At 45.5% G+C, this 18,219-nt stretch carries 13 protein-coding genes; 10 read left to right on the top strand and 3 right to left on the bottom strand.

Going from position 1 to position 18,219, the window contains the following annotated elements; all coding sequences use genetic code 11:
• Positions 1-266: 266 nt before the first annotated feature.
• The 10 genes from Q8J82_RS07215 (at position 267) to moaA (ending at position 14,524) form a co-directional block, all read left to right on the top strand.
• Positions 267-1,706: a type IV pili methyl-accepting chemotaxis transducer N-terminal domain-containing protein gene (locus tag Q8J82_RS07215; RefSeq protein WP_305328065.1), complete on the top strand. Its 1,440-nt coding sequence runs from the start codon at positions 267-269 to the stop codon at positions 1,704-1,706.
• A 28-nt stretch (positions 1,707-1,734) separates the two neighbouring features.
• Positions 1,735-2,397, top strand: coding sequence for a response regulator transcription factor (locus tag Q8J82_RS07220; protein WP_304892099.1), 663 nt, complete (start codon positions 1,735-1,737; stop codon positions 2,395-2,397).
• 165 nt (positions 2,398-2,562) lie between these two features.
• Positions 2,563-3,825 (top strand): nitrate/nitrite transporter, encoded by a 1,263-nt coding sequence (locus tag Q8J82_RS07225; protein WP_305326502.1) that lies wholly within the window; start codon positions 2,563-2,565, stop codon positions 3,823-3,825.
• 17 nt (positions 3,826-3,842) lie between these two features.
• Positions 3,843-5,453 carry an antiporter gene (locus tag Q8J82_RS07230; protein ID WP_304890868.1) on the top strand — a complete coding sequence of 537 codons (1,611 nt, stop codon included), beginning with the start codon at positions 3,843-3,845 and terminating at the stop codon, positions 5,451-5,453.
• Between the two features lie 77 nt (positions 5,454-5,530).
• On the top strand, positions 5,531-9,280 hold the full coding sequence (locus Q8J82_RS07235) for a nitrate reductase subunit alpha (protein ID WP_305328029.1): 3,750 nt from the start codon (positions 5,531-5,533) through the stop codon (positions 9,278-9,280).
• A gap of 20 nt (positions 9,281-9,300) precedes the next feature.
• Complete coding sequence (gene narH, locus Q8J82_RS07240; protein ID WP_305328030.1) at positions 9,301-10,839, top strand: nitrate reductase subunit beta; 1,539 nt, start codon at positions 9,301-9,303, stop codon at positions 10,837-10,839.
• A 10-nt stretch (positions 10,840-10,849) separates the two neighbouring features.
• Entirely contained in the window at positions 10,850-11,368 is a 519-nt protein-coding gene (gene narJ / locus Q8J82_RS07245) for a nitrate reductase molybdenum cofactor assembly chaperone (protein ID WP_304891565.1), read from the top strand.
• A gap of 24 nt (positions 11,369-11,392) precedes the next feature.
• Positions 11,393-12,091, top strand: coding sequence for a respiratory nitrate reductase subunit gamma (gene narI, locus Q8J82_RS07250; RefSeq protein ID WP_304891564.1), 699 nt, complete (start codon positions 11,393-11,395; stop codon positions 12,089-12,091).
• 9 nt (positions 12,092-12,100) lie between these two features.
• Positions 12,101-13,504, top strand: a complete 1,404-nt coding sequence (locus tag Q8J82_RS07255) for an alginate export family protein (RefSeq protein ID WP_304891563.1) — start codon at positions 12,101-12,103, stop codon at positions 13,502-13,504.
• 9 nt (positions 13,505-13,513) lie between these two features.
• Positions 13,514-14,524: a GTP 3',8-cyclase MoaA gene (gene moaA / locus Q8J82_RS07260; RefSeq protein ID WP_305252629.1), complete on the top strand. Its 1,011-nt coding sequence runs from the start codon at positions 13,514-13,516 to the stop codon at positions 14,522-14,524.
• 247 nt (positions 14,525-14,771) lie between these two features.
• On the opposite strand, the gene der is transcribed toward moaA, so the two are convergent.
• The 3 genes from der to Q8J82_RS07275 form a co-directional block, all read right to left on the bottom strand.
• On the bottom strand, positions 14,772-16,226 hold the full coding sequence (gene der, locus Q8J82_RS07265; RefSeq protein WP_304908358.1) for a ribosome biogenesis GTPase Der: 1,455 nt from the start codon (positions 16,224-16,226) through the stop codon (positions 14,772-14,774).
• 61 nt (positions 16,227-16,287) lie between these two features.
• Positions 16,288-17,478 (bottom strand): outer membrane protein assembly factor BamB, encoded by a 1,191-nt coding sequence (bamB, locus tag Q8J82_RS07270; RefSeq protein WP_305328031.1) that lies wholly within the window; start codon positions 17,476-17,478, stop codon positions 16,288-16,290.
• Between the two features lie 55 nt (positions 17,479-17,533).
• Positions 17,534-18,157, bottom strand: coding sequence for a tetratricopeptide repeat protein (locus tag Q8J82_RS07275; RefSeq protein WP_305328032.1), 624 nt, complete (start codon positions 18,155-18,157; stop codon positions 17,534-17,536).
• Positions 18,158-18,219 lie beyond the last annotated feature (62 nt).

The following is an 18,219-nucleotide window of genomic DNA, read 5'->3' on the forward strand; positions in this document are numbered from 1 at the left end:
GGTTGCAACGACTGCGAGACACTCTTCTTGTAACTTCAAATGCACCTAAGCCAACAAGTATCAAGATACCCGCCTTTTTCAGTGCGACTACAATTGCAGAGGTTCATACATCGATAGCACGACTAACTTGAACTTTAAGTAAGACTGACCAGCATCCGTTGCGATTGAATCAATTAATTCTAATTTTTCATTATTAAATCTAAAATTTGAACCTAGAGACATGCTAAAGTTGAAGGCTAAGTCTACCAAAGAGAATCTTGCTACTTATGATTAGGCTAAAAATCCGTGACAAAATAATCGGCCTATTGGTGTTTTATTTTCTTGTCGCATTAGTGGCAATTGGTTCAACATTGCTAGTCTCATGGCGGCTAGAAGGTGGTGCTGCGGCAATAAATGATGCTGGGCGCGAGCGTATGCGTTCATATCGTATTGCCTATTTACTAGAACAACAGGTTAAGCAACCGACAAAGCAGCTACGTGATGACATTGACCATGAAGTTGTTTTATTTGAGAGAACTTTGAGTGAGTTGGAGTTAGGCAACCCCCAGCGGCCGCTTTCCCTACCAAAAGATATTGATGTTAAAACGCATATGACGCAGCTGCGTCAGGCATGGCAGACCAGTATTCACCCGTACATTATGCAGATTCTTAATACGGCTAGTATCGCCGAACAAGAAGCGCAGTTGATACAGTATCGACCGATGCTTGAGCAGTTTGTTAGCGGCATTAACGATTTGGTGTCCATGGTGGAACGCAGTAATGAGCATGCGACCTCTTTGCTGCGTTTTCTACAGATTGCTTTGGTCAGCTTAGCCCTTGTAGGTACCGTGTTGCTGGTTTATTTGTTTTCGCACATGGTGGTACGCCCAGTGACGCAGTTGCGTGAGGGAATTCAACGCATGGCACAGGCAGATTTTGATGTGCGTTTGCCTGTTACCAGCCATGATGAGCTTGGCGAATTGGCAAGTGGTTTTAATCGTATGGCGGATCAATTGCAGGATATTTACGCCACGTTAGAGCAGCGCGTAGAGGAAAAAACGCGTAGCATTGAAGCTAAAAATAAAGAATTAGCTGCGCTAGATAAAGAAATGGCTGTTTCTGAAGAGCGTAATTTATTGGCGCAGGAGCTACATGACAGCATCGCGCAATCACTGGCGTTCCTTAATATTCAGGTGCAATTGTTACAAGAAGATTTGCAAAAAAACCATATTGCTGAAGCCATGAAGGGTTTAGCGCAAATCCGCGAGGGAGTTCAGGAAAGTTATGATGATGTGCGGGAATTGTTGGTACATTTTCGCACACGCATTGGCAGTACGGATTTGGAAACAGCCATTCGAAGTGCGCTGGAAAAGTTTGAAGGACAAACAGGGATAAAAGCTACTTTTATCACACATGGTAGCGCGCCTAAATTACAACCCGAGCAAGTATTGCAAGTAATGCATATTGTGCAAGAGTCACTTTCTAATGTGCGTAAACATGCAAAAGCCAGCCAAGTTGAGGTGGAAATAGTTTGTGCTGAACAATGTACGATTGACATACGCGACAATGGTGTGGGCTTTGATGCGGCGCGAGATACTGGCGACAGTCATGTGGGGCTTCTCATTATGCGTGAACGCGCTCACCGAATTGGCGCAGCGTTATCTTTTGATTCTGTGCCAAGCGTGGGGACACATATTTCCCTTATACTTCCCAAAGACTTACATTAAAAAATTCTTTACAAGAAAATAAAAGAGTATGAAGCCCATTCGCGTTTTAATTGTTGATGACCATACGCTGTTTCGCAGTGGCATCAAACTATTGTTAGAGCGGCAAGCTGGTTTTGAGGTAGTAGGTGAGGCAAGCGACGGGCTAGAAGGCGTAAAGCGTGCCAAACAACTCAAGCCAGATGTGGTGTTACTGGATTTGCATATGCCAGGCACTGGCGGACTGGCGGCCGTTCCCTTATTGCGTGAAGAAGTACCCCAGACTGAAGTCATCATGCTAACGGTGTCAGAAGACGCTGATGATTTACTAGAAGCCTTGCGCGCTGGTGCTCGTGGGTATTTATTAAAAAACATAGAGACAGATTTTCTGCTGGATTCCATACGCCGCGCGGCTGCTGGGGAATCTGTTATTTCTACACATATGGCAGGAAAATTGGCTGATGCGATGCGTAACCCACAAAATAGCTTAGCTAAAGCAGAATCTAGCTTAGGAAAACTCACGCCACGTGAACGAGAAATTATTGTCATGCTTGCCAGTGGCGCTAGTAACAAGGAAGTCGCCCGCACGCTAGACTTAGCAGAGTCCACCGTCAAAATTCACGTACAAGGTATACTCCGTAAACTCAACTTATCCAGTCGTGTACAAGCCGCAGTTTATGCGGTTGAGCATGGCTTGGTTGATTCAAGCTATTAATTTAAACACCCGCTTAACCAAATGAACTAGATACTAAGCAATGGTAACTAGTTCTTTTGCTTCACCCTTCCTATCCTTTTGATAAGCATGAAATTGATGTAAGTCAAATCTTGTATTTTTGCTATCCGTAAACTTAGCTCATCAATACTTGGCGGGAGAAGGATGATGGCAACGCAACAATACAAAGCTTGGTCAGTAGTCACTGCGAGTACCTTAGCATTTACCGTGTGCTTTATGATTTGGATGATGTTTGCGGTTATCGGCATCCCAATCAAGGAAACTCTGGGACTTAATGAAACCCAGTTTGGCATCCTCATCGCAACTCCCGTACTGACAGGTTCCCTTATTCGGCTTCCGCTCGGCATGTGGACTGATAAGTTTGGTGGGCGCATTGTGTTCTTTATTTTGATGCTTTCCACCGTGATTCCCATTTACCTGATTTCCAGATGCACTGAATACTGGCAGTTTCTGGTAACAGGTTTGTTTGTGGGCGTGGCGGGCGGTTCGTTCACTGTAGGCATTTCTTATTGCGCACGCTGGTTTCCGAAAAATCGACAAGGTTTGGCGATGGGAATTTTTGGCGCTGGCAATACGGGTGCAGCGGTGACCAAACTGGTTGCGCCGCTCATTGTTGTAGGCTTTGGCTGGGCGATGGTGCCACAGATATATGCGGTGTTGATGCTAGTCACGGCTATTTTATTTTGGGTTTTCACTTTTTCCGACCCTGCACACAAAGTGGGCAAAACCATCACCATAGGCGAGCAGCTTGCCGTGCTTAAAGACCCGAAAGTATGGAAATACAGCCAGTATTACTCCATTGTGTTTGGCGGCTATGTGGCTTTGGCACTGTGGATGACCAAATACTACATCGGTGAATATGGTTTTGACCTCAAAACAGCAGCACTCATGGCGGCAGCATTTAGCATACCAGGCGGGTTGCTACGTGCAGTGGGTGGACATTTTTCAGATAAATTTGGTGCGCATACCGTCACTTGGTGGGTGCTTTGGGTGTCGCTCATTTGCTTGTTTTTCCTCTCTTATCCACAAACACAGGTGTCGATTGTTACGATTAATGGTCCACAAACCTTCCACTTTGGTCTTAATGTCACTATGTTCACCGTCATTATGTTCACAATGGGCATTGCGTTTGCCATCGGCAAGGCATCAGTTTTTAAATATATCGCAGACGAGTATCCGCATAACATCGGCGTGATTTCTGGCGTTGTAGGCATGGCGGGCGGCTTAGGTGGCTTCATTCTGCCAATTATGTTTGGTGCATTGTTAGATTTAACAGGTGTGCGAACTTCTGCCTTTATGTTGATGTTCGGCATTATTTGGGTGTCGCTGATATGGATGTACTGGACAGAAGTGCGCCCTGTAAAAATCGCCCGTCATCACGAACGTCAAACAGCAAAACAAGCCGTATAAATTTAGGGAGCGATGATATGTCAACCAATATTGAAAAATGGGATGTAGAAAATAACAGTTTTTGGGAGTCTACAGGTAAGAAAATTGCCTATCGAAATTTGTGGATTTCTGTACCGGCTTTACTGTGCGGCTTTGCGGTGTGGCTTATGTGGGGAATTATCGCGGTGCAGATGAGCAATCTGGGCTTTCCTTTCAGTAAAGATGAGCTATTTACGCTCACTGCTATTTCAGGGCTAGCAGGAGCGACTATGCGAATACCAGCTTCATTTTTCATACGCCTCGCTGGTGGACGAAATACCATTTTCCTTACAACCGCCATGTTGTTGACCCCTGCAATCGGCACGGGCATCGTCTTACAGCATCCAGAATGGCCACTTTGGGCATTTCAACTTATGGCTTTGTGGTCTGGTGTAGGTGGCGGAAATTTCGCAAGTTCCATGTCCAACATCAATACGTTTTTCCCAAAACGTCTGCAAGGGACAGCGTTGGGTATCAATGCCGGTATAGGAAACTTTGGTGTAACTACCATGCAGATTTTGATTCCATTGGTGATGACGGTTGGTGTCTTTGGTGCATTAGGCGGGGAACCTACTGCATTGGTTAAAGATAGCGGTTGGATATTTGGCAAAATTCCTGCTGGTACGCCTACTTTTATTCAAAACGCTGGTTTTGCTTGGGTGTTGTCACTCGTCCCATTGGCAGCCTTGTGCTGGTTTGGCATGAATAACCTTAAGACTATTTCGCCAGATAGCGAAGGCACAATCGCCGCATTTATCAAGATCACCTGGCTGTATACGTTGGCTTTTATCCCCGCCATTGCTGGGCTTTATCTATACTTACCTGCGCCAACTGGCTTGGGATTGCTAAATATGTGGGTAGCAATGCCGCTCATTATTGGTTCAACATTGCTGGTGATGAAGCTCGCTGCATTTGGCACAATGAAAGAGAATATCGCCAAACAATTTGCCATTTTTAAGAACAAACATACATGGTCGATGACAGCGTTATATCTTGTCACTTTTGGTTCGTTCATTGGATTTTCGATGGCGTTGCCACTGTCTATTACCGTGATATTTGGTGAAAAACATATATTGGATGCGGCAACAGGGGTTTGGACGCACGTTAAAAACCCAGCCGCGCCGTCTGCACTCACTTATGCTTGGATCGGGCCATTTGTTGGTGCGCTCATTCGGCCAGTCGGCGGCTGGATTTCTGACAAACTCGGCGGTTCTATTGTTACTCAAGTCATTTCTGTAGTGATGGTAGCGGCATCAACTTACGCCGGCTACATCATGATGCAGGCCTACCATTCAGCCACGCCAGAGATATATTTCACACAGTTTTTATTGGTGTTTGTTGTTCTTTTTGCTGCGACAGGTGTTGGTAATGGATCTACATTTCGCACCGTGGGCGTTATTTTTGACCGTGTGCAGGCAGGCCCTGTGCTGGGCTGGACTTCTGCTGTTGCAGCATACGGTTCTTTCATTGCTCCAGAAGTTATTAAAGGTCAAATTAAAGCGGGTACACCGGAAATGGCGATGTATGGATTTGCTGTGTTCTATGCGCTGTGTCTGATATTGAACTGGTGGTTTTATTTACGTGCGGGCAGTGAAATTAAAAACCCGTAACGATTGATGTAGGGCGGATGAGCATAGTGTTATCCGCTGAATGAAAAACATGCGGCAAAAAACGATAGGAGTAGAAAATGAGTCACTTTCTTGATAGATTAAAATTCTTTGATAAAGTCAAAGAGACCTTCTCTAACAACCATGGCATCGTCACCGTTGAGGACCGTCAGTGGGAAGATGCATACCGCCACCGCTGGCAGCACGACAAAGTCGTGCGCTCCACCCACGGTGTGAATTGTACGGGTGGTTGTTCATGGAAGATTTTTGTTAAAAACGGGTTGGTTTCATTTGAAATGCAACAAACCGATTATCCACGTACACGAGATGACTTGCCAGACCACGAGCCTAGAGGGTGCCAGCGCGGTGCTTCGTTCTCTTGGTATCTATATAGCCCACATCGCATTAAACATCCACTAATACGCGGACGCTTGTTAGACCTTTATCGTACTGAACGCATGACTGGTAAAGACCCTGTTGAGGCATGGGGCGCCATTCAGGCTGACGAGAAAAAACGCAAAGCCTATACAGCCATTCGCGGCTTGGGTGGCTTTGTGCGTACCTCTTGGGATGAGGTGAATGAAATCATGGCTGCCGCCAATGTTTACACCATCAAAAAATGGGGTCCAGATCGCATTTTTGGTTTTTCACCTATACCGGCCATGTCCATGATTTCTTACGCTGCTGGTTCACGATACCTCTCCCTCATCGGTGCAGCTTGCGGTTCTTTTTATGATTGGTATTGTGACTTGCCAGCGGCCAGTCCGCAAACCTGGGGGGAGCAAACCGACGTGCCAGAAGCGGCCGACTGGTATAACTCCACCTACATTATTATCACAGGCGCAAACTTGCCGATGACGCGTACTCCTGATGCGCACTTTGCTTCTGAAGTGCGTTATAAGGGTGCAAAAATTGTCGCTATGGCGCCAGATTATGCTGAGTTTTGTAAATTTTCCGACTTATGGATGCCAATACGTCAGGGTACAGATGCGGCGGCTTTTTTGGCGATGGGACATGTTGCGCTGAAAGAATTCCACATTGATAATCAAGATCCATATTTTCAGGAATACTCGCGCAAATATACCGATTTACCCATGCAGGTAATGCTACGTAAGCATGGTGATGCGTATGTGTCTGATCGATTTTTACGCGCGTCAGACTTTGATGGTGCCTTGGGTGAAACCAATAATCCAGATTGGAAAACCATTGTTTTCGACAGAAAGTCATGCGCATTTGTAGCACCTAATGGCAGTATCGGCTTTCGCTGGGGTGAAGAAGGTAAATGGAATCTCTTGGAAAAGGCTGGCGATCACGAGACTGTTGCCGAACTTACTTGCATTGACGATAGAGATGAAGTGGTTTCAGTAGGTTTCCCACATTTCAACCATGATGAAGCTAACTTGTTATTCCGCAATGTACCCGTGCGCAAAGTGAAACTGTCCAGTGGAGAAGATGCACTGGTGGCTACCGTGTTCGATCTGCAAATTGCCCAATACGGCATCGACCGTGGTTTGGGTGGAGCAAACGTAGCTAAAGATTACAACGATGCCAGTGTGGCTTATACCCCAGCTTGGGCGGAAAAAGTGACAGGCGTGAAAGCGGCTGATATTGAGCGCACTGGCCGTGAATTTGCCTACAACGCTTCAAAAACCAAAGGTAAATCCATGGTGATTATGGGCGCTGCCATTAACCACTGGTACCACAATGACTTAGCCTACCGCGCCATCATGAACTTGCTGCACATGTGTGGTTGTGTGGGGCAGTCAGGTGGCGGTTGGGCGCACTATGTCGGTCAGGAAAAGCTACGCCCCCAAGCAGGCTGGGCGCCTATTGCCTTTGCGCTGGACTGGATGCGACCACCGCGCCATACCAACTCTACGTCTTACTGGTATTTCCATACCGACCAATGGCGTTATGAAACGCTCAATGCGGATAGCCTGTTATCCCCAGCAGGTAAAGGTAAAAACCGTGGCAATTCAATTGCTGATTACAACGTTAAAGCGGCACGTATGGGCTGGCTACCATCCATGCCTAACTTTAACCGTAACCCGATTGAGTTGGCAGAGGAAGCGATAAAGAGTGGTGCTACTGATGAAGCCTCCGTGGCGCAGTATGTAGCCGCAGAGTTAAAATCTGGCAAGTTGGATGTGGCTTATGCCGACCCGGATAATCCCGTCAATTGGCCGCGCAATCTGTTTGTATGGCGTGCTAATCTCATTGGTTCTTCTGCTAAAGGCCACGAGTATTTCCTTAAACACTTACTCGGCGCACAAAATGGCGTGTTGCAGGAGTCAGGCGCAGGAAGTGAAAATAAAGAGGTGAAATGGCATGAAGATGCGCCGATTGGCAAGCTGGATTTAATGGTGGATATTAACTTCCGCCTCAATTCCACAGGTGCGTATTCAGACATTATTCTGCCAACCGCGACTTGGTATGAAAAAAATGACCTGAATACCACGGACATGCACCCGTTTATTCACCCGCTTTCTGAAGCCGTGTCACCAGGCTGGGAATCTAAATCTGACTGGCAAATTTTCAAAACGCTGGCTAAAACTTTTTCGCCACTGGCTGAAAAACATTTAGGCACTAAAAAAGAGGTCGTGGCATTGCCTATGCAACACGACTCAGCAGCAGAGCTGGCGCAACCTTTTGGCGAAGTGAAAAACTGGAAAGAAGGCGATTGTGAGCCAATTCCAGGTAAAACCATGGCGATTATTAAGCTGGTTGAGCGTACTTACGGGGATACTTATCGTAAATTTATTGCGCTCGGGCCTTTGATGACCAAGCTTGGCAATAACATCAAAGGCATTGATTGGAATACTGATGATGAATATGAGCAACTAAAAAAACACAACAGCACTGTAAAAGAAGCTGGCATTTCATTTGGTATGCCGTCGCTGGCTGAAGACATTGAAGTGTGCGATTCCGTGATGCGTTTAGCTCCTGAAACCAATGGTGAAGTGGCACATAAATCATGGACTGCACTCTCTAAAAAAACAGGCATCGATCATCATCATCTCTATGCGGGTCGCCATGAAGATAAATTTACGTTCAAAGACATTCAGGCTCAACCGCGCAAAATCATTACCGCACCGACTTGGTCTGGCATTGAGTCTGAGCATGTGTCTTACACGGCAGGTTATACCAATATCCACGAGCATATTCCGTTCCGTACCCTCACTGGTCGCGCGCATTTCTACCAAGACCATGAATGGATGCTGGACTTTGGCGAGGGTTTTTGCACTTACAAGCCGATGGTGGATTTAGGCGAGTTAAATGCGCTACCAAAAGCCGTCACAGATAAGCCTCATTTAGCGCTGAACTGGATTACACCGCATTCCAAGTGGGGTATCCATTCTTCTTATCAAGACAACTTACGCATGCTGACTTTGTTCCGTGGCGGGCCTTATGTATGGCTATCTGAGGACGATGCTAAATCTGTAGGCATTGAAGACAATGACTGGGTGGAAGCGCTGAATCATAACGGTGCGACGGTGGCACGTGCAGTAGTTTCGCAACGAGTACCGCGCGGCATGGCCATGATGTACCACGCGCAAGAAAAAACCATTAATGTGCCGGGTTCGCCTACCACCAACAAACGCGGCGGTATTTTGAATTCAGTCACACGTGTGATTATGAAACCGACCAATATGATCGGTGGTTATGCACAGCTTTCTTACGGCTTTAATTATTACGGCACGGTAGGTTGCCAACGCGACACCATGGTGGCGTTACACAAGATTGCTGATAAAGATGTGGATTGGTTAGAGCGTCCGCTCACGCCAGAACGCGAAGCACAACTTAACCCCGTTGGCGTTGGTGCCAAATAAAAGGACATAAGGAGAACATTATGAAAGTACGTGCCCAATTCGCCTTTGTCTTTAACTTAGATAAATGCATCGGCTGTCACACCTGCTCGGTTACCTGTAAAAACGTGTGGACTAACAGAAAAGGCGTGGAATACGCTTGGTTTAATAACGTGGAATCAAAGCCTGGCGTAGGTTACCCAAAACAATGGGAAAACCAGGATATTTGGAACGGCGGCTGGGAGCTTAAAAACGGCAAACTGGAATTAAAATCTGGCAGTCGTACCAACAAACTTCTCAATATTTTCGCCAACCCGGATATGCCTGAAATTGACGATTATTATGAGCCGTTTACTTACAACTACGCACATCTGAAAAACGCACCATTGTCAGAGGCCACGCCTACTGCTAGACCCATATCGCAAATCACAGGTGAGAGTATGGAAAAAATCACTTGGGGGCCAAACTGGGAAGATGACTTGGCTGGCGAGTACCACAAGCGTAGTAAAGACAAAAACATGGATAACATCCAAAAAGAAATGTATGGTCAATTTGAAAATACCTTTCACATGTATTTGCCACGTATTTGCAACCATTGCTTGAACGCTTCTTGCGTGGCGGCTTGCCCGTCAGGGTCTATTTACAAACGTGAAGAAGATGGCATTGTATTAGTTGACCAAGACAAATGTCGTGGTTGGCGTATGTGTGTAAGCTCTTGCCCCTACAAAAAGGTGTTCTACAACTGGGAGTCAGGCAAAGCTGAAAAATGCGTGGGTTGCTATCCACGCGTGGAATCTGGTATGCCAACTGTGTGTTCAGAATCATGCGTGGGGCGCATACGCTACAACGGCATTATGCTATATGACGCTGACCGTATTGAAGAGTTTGCCAGCATGGAAGACACGCAAGATTTGTACGAAGCACAGCGTAGTATTTTCTTAGATCCGAACGATCCTGAAGTGATTAAAGCCGCACGTGCAGAAGGGATTAATGAAGATTGGTTGGATGCTGCGCGTAAATCACCGATTTGGAAAATGGTGATGGATTGGAAAATCGCCTTCCCTATTCATCCTGAGTTCCGTACCTTACCAATGGTGTGGTACGTTCCACCACTATCACCTGTGCAATCACAAATTGACCAAGGCAACTTACCAGTTGGGCCTGATGGCGCAATTCCAGTGGCTGGTGCCATGCGCTTACCGGTGCAGTATTTAGCTAATCTGCTCACCGCAGGTAAAGAAGCGCCGATTGAAAGTGCGCTCAACAAATTGATTGCCATGCGTAGCTATCAACGCTCAATCCACGTAGAAGGTGTTGTTGATACACGTGCGATTGATGCAGCGGGATTAAGCGAAGATCAAGCCAAAGAAATGTACCGTTATTTAGCCATTGCTAATTATGAAGACCGTTTTGTGATTCCGACTGGACATACTGAAGAAACGCTGGACGACTCTTTCGGCTTTCAAGGTCAAAATGGTTTTACTTTTGGCAATGATACTTCACACGGGGTTTCGAAAATCACGCTGTTCCCTCGCCGCCGTAAAGACACGGTAGAGCCTAAAGAAGAAGCGCCTAATAGTTAAGGAAAATATCATGCAAATCTATAAATTATTATCTGCTTTACTCGATTATCCAAACCAAGAATTGCTTGAGCATCTGCCAGAGTTACAAAATTTTGTGGTGCAAAATCAAGAAATAGACCATGCCGAGCGTGAGGCTTTGCAGAGCTTTCTAAGCCACTTGCAAAGTATGTCTGTGACAGAGCTACAAGCGGATTATGTACAAACGTTTGATATGACAGCGGAACACAGTTTGCACCTGACGCATCACTTATTTGGTGATGATAAAAATCGGGGCCCTGCGTTGATTGATTTAGGTGAGCTATACAAGGATTATGGCGTAGAAGTGGTGACCAATGAGTTGCCCGACTATCTGCCGCTAGTGCTTGAATTTGCTGCTTATATGGATGACAACGAAGCCACTGTGTTTTTATCAGACGCTAAGAAAGTGCTAGGCGTGTTGACCGAAAATCTTCAAAAAGCTGAAAGTCCTTATGCGACACTGCTTTCTATCATTGAAAATCGGGCAACGCTAACTAAATTGGCTGCTTAAGCTAAAGACATTAAGGAGAACAAAATGAATCTACACAATTTTCTATATGGCGTGTATCCCTACGTTGCGCTTAGTGTGTTTTTGCTAGGCAGCCTGTTACGCTTCGATCGCGAGCAATACACATGGAAGAGCGATTCCAGCCAATTGTTATCCAAAGCAAATATGCGCCTTGGTAGCAACTTGTTTCATGTAGGTATTATTGCAATATTTTTCGGTCACGCTGTTGGTTTGCTTACGCCGCATAGTTGGTTTCAAGCCTTGGGCATATCTGACATGGCACACCAAATGGTGGCGATTTGGGCAGGGTCTATTTTCGGTGTTATGTGTTTAATTGGCGGGGCAATTTTATGGGTGCGTCGCATGTTTAATGCGCGGGTGTCAGCTGCAAGTCGCGGCTCTGACAAGTTTATTCTCAGTTGGCTGCTCATTACACTCATCCTTGGACTCTCGACCATTCCCGTGTCTATTGGACACGCTAATCACGATAATCCTGCCGTGATGATTGCGCTGGCGGAGTGGGTGCAAAGCATTGTTTACCTACACCCAGACCCATCATTGTTAAACGGCGTGGATACCATTTTCAAAGTGCATCTGTTCTTTGGCATGACCGTGTTTCTGGTGTTTCCGTTCACACGCATGGTACACGTATGGAGCGCGCCGTTTGGCTATGTTAAGCGTCCTTATCAAATCGTGCGTAGCAAACGTAAATTCTTAAAAAGCTAGGAGATGGCAATGAATCGTCGATTAAGTATTTCTGTATTTTCCGCCTTATTAGCGATGTGGGCATTACCAGCTTTGGCAGATGAGGCTGCTAAACCTGCACCGCCTGAAACCCTGCTTGAAGCTATCAAGCAAGGCAAGCCAATGACCAGTTTTCGGTTGCGTTACGAGAATGTAGATCAAGAAGCATTTCAGCCAGCCCCAAATACAGCTAAAAAGCTCGACACAGGCGAAGCCTTTACCTTACGCAGCTTAATCGGCTGGCAGACAGCACCATTTAATAATTTCAGTTTTGCTGCACAAATCACCGATGTGCATGAGTTTAATGATAGCTTTAACGATAGGCGTAACAATTTAAGTGAGCCAGGCAAAGCCAATTACCCCAACATTGTTGACCCAGGCTACACTGACATCAATCAACTGTATGTGGACTGGACCGGTATTAAAAACACCAAACTGCGCTTGGGTCGCCAACAGCTTAATCTGGACAATGTACGCTTTATCGGCGACATCGGCTTCAGGCAAAACATGCAAGTGTTTGATGGTATTTCTGTGTTGAATAAAAGTATCCCTGATGTGGAAATCTTTGCCGCACACTTTGACAAAGTCCGCCAGATCACCACCAAACTACGTGATGGCAACATTGATATGGTGAATGCCAAATACCGCATCTCACCGACAGAATCACTAATAGGCTATGGATACTTCGTTGATGTAGCCAACTTGGGGCAAAATGGCCAGCCTGCCGGCGGTCCAAGCGCGGCAAGCTATGTAGTGAGCGGCGGCAATGGCTTGGGTGCCAGCCAAGACTCCACACCAGCAGCCACTACCGATGCCAGTAGCAAAACCTTTGGCCTGCGCTTAGACGGCGCACGTAAAATCAGCGAAGACTGGAAACTGCATTACACCGCAGAGTATGCCAAACAGGATGACTACCGTGGCGGCAGTTCACTGATTGATGCACACTACTTCAAACTCGGTGGCGGGGCAGGATATGGTGCATGGTCATTGCGTATCGATCATGAAAAGCTTTCCAGTAACAATGGTAAATACGCCTTTCAAACTCCATTGGGCACTAATCACCTGTTTCAAGGCTGGGCAGATGTATTTTTAGCCACACCACGTCAAGGCATGGAAGATACTTTCATTACATTTTCTGGCAGTATCGAGAAAGCCAAGCTGTATGCGGAATACCATATATTTAAGTCGGATGAGAAATACCAATCTATTGGCAAGCTTGGTGACAAATACGGCACCGAGTTGGATGTCAGCGTGACTTACCCGTTCAGCAAAGAGCTGATGGGCAAGGTGGAATACGCCAAATTCAATGAAAGCGATGTTTATGGCACTTTGGCGGGTGCAGCACGTAAGGGCGATAAGGAAATATTCTGGGTCACAGGAATGTACACTTTCTAGTTTTAACCCATGCATAAAAATAACACTTACCCTACAACTTTAATTGATAGCTTCGGCCGCAAGGTGGATTATATTCGCCTGTCAATCACGGATAGATGCGATTTTCGCTGTGTCTACTGCATGTCGGAAGACATGACTTTTCTGCCGCGAGATGAAGTATTGTCGCTAGAAGAATGTGCGCGATTAGTAAAAGTCTTTGTCTCGTTAGGCGTAAGTAAAGTTCGCATTACAGGCGGAGAGCCTCTGGTGCGTAAAAATGCGCTCCAGTTATTTGAAGAAATCGGGCAGTTGCAAGGTTTGCGCGAACTGGTTTTAACAACCAATGGCTCACAATTAGCACATCAAGCATTCGCCTTAAAACAAGCAGGTGTGCGCCGCATTAACATTAGTCTTGATAGTTTGGACGCAACACTATTTCGTAAAATCACCCGTGTCGGTGAACTAGATAAAGTGCTGTGCGGTATTGCCGCTGCCAAGCAAGCAGGTTTTGAAAACATTAAGCTCAATGCCCTGCTAATGCGCGGCATCAATGATGATGAAGCGCTACCTTTAACAGCGTTTGCGGTGGAGCAAGGCTTAGACATCTCATTTATTGAGGAAATGCCGCTAGGCGAAGTGCAACATTCCCGTAGCGAAAGTTATGTAAGCAATGAAGACACGTTAAAGCTGCTGAGAGCACGCTATGATTTAGTCAGTAGCGCAGAGACTACAGGCGGCCCCGCACGCTATTGGCGTATTCCAAACTCATCTACAAAAATCGGCTTTATCTCCCCGCATAGTCATAACTTTTGCGAATCATGCAATCGTGTACGCATTACCTGCAAAGGTGAGCTATATCTTTGTCTGGGACAAGAGAATAAAGTTGACCTAAGACCCTTGTTAAGAGAATTCCCACATGATGATAAACCTCTGATACAAGCGATTGTTGACAGTATGCAAGCAAAACCCAAAGGTCATGACTTCAATGTAAAGCGTGCGGCGCCGGCTGTGATACGCTTTATGTCGCACACTGGTGGTTGATAGTAAGCTCATAGCTAGAGAGATTACTCATTGAGTATCCGCTATAATGTGTCGGAGCTGTTGGTTGTCGAGTGGCAGGTTCAGGACAAGCTAACCTCTGAGTTAATTGACTCAATCATTTGATTTATTTGCTTAGCCTCAACAAAATTCAAAATAAATCACGGAATACTGATGCCCGTTTTTATAAAGAGTAATTGAAAAGATTAATACCAGCCTACTAACTCAGTTTATTATCCAGCCAGATTTACTATCGCTTTTTAGCACTTCTATCTTTATCTTCCACCACTTTTTTAGCTTTTAATTCAGCACGGTGTGCAGTTTTGCGGCGTCGCATACTCACGATACCTTCGCCTGGTTTGCGTTTATCTTCATCTTCGGCAAATGGGTTGCTGCCTTGCTTGTATTGCACACGCAGTGGCGTGCCTGATAGCTGGAATGTTCTGCGGAAGGTTTTTTCCAAAAATCTGGTATAAGCATCTTTCACGCCATCTACATGGTTGCCGTGTATTACCACAATAGGTGGGTTGCTGCCGCCTTGGTGCGCATAACGCAACTTAGGGCGTATGCCTTTGCTAATCGGCGGTTGATGCTGTTGTAGAGCATCTATCAGCACGCGTGTGAGTTGTGGAGTAGATAGTTTGGCAAACGCTGCTTTAAATGCTATGTCGACAGATTTAAATAGTTCTGGCAGACCTTTTTTACGCAGCGCCGAAATGTAATGGAACTCAGCAAAGTCTAAAAACATTAACTTACGGTCTATTTCGCGCTTAATCCAGTCACGTTCTTCTTCTTTTAGGCCATCCCATTTGTTAATGGCTACCACCAATGCACGCCCAGCTTCTAATATATACGCAGCTACGTGGGCATCTTGCTCAGTAATGCCTTCTTGCGCATCAACCACCAAAATTACCACGTTGGCCTCTTCAATAGACTGTATGGTTTTAATGACCGAGAATTTTTCAATCGCTTCTAATACTCGACCACGCTTACGAACGCCAGCGGTATCTATCAGCGTGTAATGCTTACCGTTTTTTTCTAAATCAATACTTATAGAATCACGGGTAGTACCAGGTTCATCAAACGCAATAACGCGGTCTTCACCTAATAGCGCATTGACTAGGGTTGATTTACCTACGTTAGGCCGACCAACAATGGCGACTTTAGGTACTCTTTCACCTGTGTAATCTTCTTCAGGCTCTTCTTCAACTACATGAAAACTCTCAAGTGCCAAATCAATAATATCTTTTACGCCCTCACCATGCGCAGACGAAATAGAAAGCGGGTCACCCAAACCTAATTCATGGAACTCAGCACTGACAACGGCTTTATTCATGCCTTCAGTTTTATTCACGGCCAGTAAAACTGGACATTTACACTTACGCAGGCGATTAGCAATTTCCATGTCTTGCGGCGTAGCACCTTGGCGACCATCCACCAAAAAAATAATCACATCAGCTTCATCAATCGCTAATAGCGTTTGCACTGCCATGGCTTTAAGAATACCGCTGTCAGTATTAGGTTCGAACCCGCCAGTATCAACCACTAAATAAGGCTGGCTTGCACCGACACCTCGGCCATAATGACGATCACGCGTGAGCCCAGGTAAATCCGCGACTAATGCGTCACGGCTTTTGGTCAGGCGATTAAATAAAGTGGATTTGCCGACATTGGGTCGACCAACCAAAACAACGGTAGGTAACATACGAGCCTTCTAAATATTTTTTGAGCTAAATGGCTCTATGGCTAAGGCTATTTTAAAACAATCACTTAACCTGGATTGCATAAACTCCGCCATCACGTGTTTGTGCTAACACGGTAGAACTATTGATTGATGCCATTAAGGGCATAATCGGGCTATTAGCTGTTTTGATTCTAGAGGCTAAAGCACCGTCATCTCGGCTTAAGAAGTGAACATAGCCTTCTAAATCACCAACTACAATCAAATCACCCAACGGTACTGGTGCTGTTAGTTGTCTATTTTTAAGCGCAGCCTGGCGCCAGAAAGTTTTACCTGTTGTATAGTCAAGCGCATAAATTGAGCCAGCCGCATGCGACACAAAAATACGCCCATCCTGAACATTCAACCCAGATAAACTGGAAATATCACGATTCCAAACAACGCGTCCCGTTGTCCTGTCAACCGCAGCTATTTTACCCTGATAGGCAACTGCATAAACTAAAGGGCCATCCACTACTGGCAAACTTGTAATATCTGCAATACGCTCAATTTCAGTTACGCCTTTGGGTTGTGCAACAGAGGCTTCCCATAAGATTTTACCGTTGTCTGCTCGCACTGCAACCAGTTTACCGCCACCAAAACCAGCATAAACTGCACCGCCATCAACGACAACTCCTGCGCTACTGCGCAAAGTAAGTGCTGGGCTTGTACGGTCATAAACCCATTTTCGACTGCCATCATCGGCATTAATACCGTAAATGCGGCTATCACCGGTTCGGGCAATGACAACGCCATCAAAATACTTTGGTGCACTTAGCACTTCGCTACTTAGCTTAGATTTCCATTGAAGTTTGCCTGCATTATCATAAGCATAGACAATACCTTTTTGTGTACCTACCATCACCAAGCTGCCACCCACACCAACACCGCCTGACAGCTTTTCGCCCGTTTTCACGCGCCATATTTGGCTGCCGTTAGTCACATCTAATTTAACAACCTCACCGCTTGCACTTGCGGCGTAGGCAAAGCCCGCTTCGACTACGGGAGAAAATTCAAAGTCATCTGCAGCACCGACTTTGGCTTGCCATAGCAGCTTGGTAGCAACCGTTTCCTTAATCTCAGCTAACGGATCTGGCGCATCTGTAGCCACACGACCAAAGATTTTATCAGACACGCTTGTTTTCAAGTCCCCGATGGTGCTGCATCCAGTCATCATCAACAGGCTAATAACAGCAAGAAAATTTAATGATGCTTTTTTATATTGGTGTGAGAACAATACAATGCTCCAACTTATTTTAAATGTTGCGAATTAAACTAAAACGCGGCAATTGTTAACCTAGCGCTTCAAGTTTTTGCTGAGTGATAGCACGAAATTTTCCTTGTGGTTCTAATTTAATTAGCGCCTCTTCATAAGCAGCTTTCGCCTCTGGGTTTTTACCCTGACTGACTAAAATATCACCTTTAAGATCCGCAAATAATCCATCAAAACCAGCATCATGTGGGGCGTTAAGTAACTTTAATGCCGCTTCATAGTCTTTTTCTTCTGCCAGGATATTCGCTAATTGTAAGCTGGCTAAGGCACTTACTGATGTTTCTATAGCGTTTTTAATTGTCCATTCTAATTGCGCTTTTGCACTTTTAATTTCATTAGCTTGATAATTCGCTTTGGCTGATAACAAAGCTGCACGCCCAGCGTACGGTGTTGCACCAAATTTCTCCATCAATACGGCAGATTTTTCCTGAATTGCCTTTAGATCTTTTTCCTCTGTAACTAACAGGTCCTGGTATTGTGTAGAGGCCTCTACAGCTTGCTTGTTTTGATAGTAATGCCAACCTTGATAGGCCGCATAAGCCACTAACAGGCCAATGACCAGCGTGCTAATTAACTTACCATTTTGCTTCCACCAAGCTTTTAGTTCATCAATCTGTTCTTGCTCTTCTAAATCGTATGCCATTGCTTTTTCCTAAACTATCTTTAAATCAAATTAATTTAATTAAACTGTTTTCTATCTATTTA

The organism is Methylotenera sp., assembly GCF_030684185.1.
Classification (GTDB): Bacteria; Pseudomonadota; Gammaproteobacteria; order Burkholderiales; family Methylophilaceae; genus Methylotenera.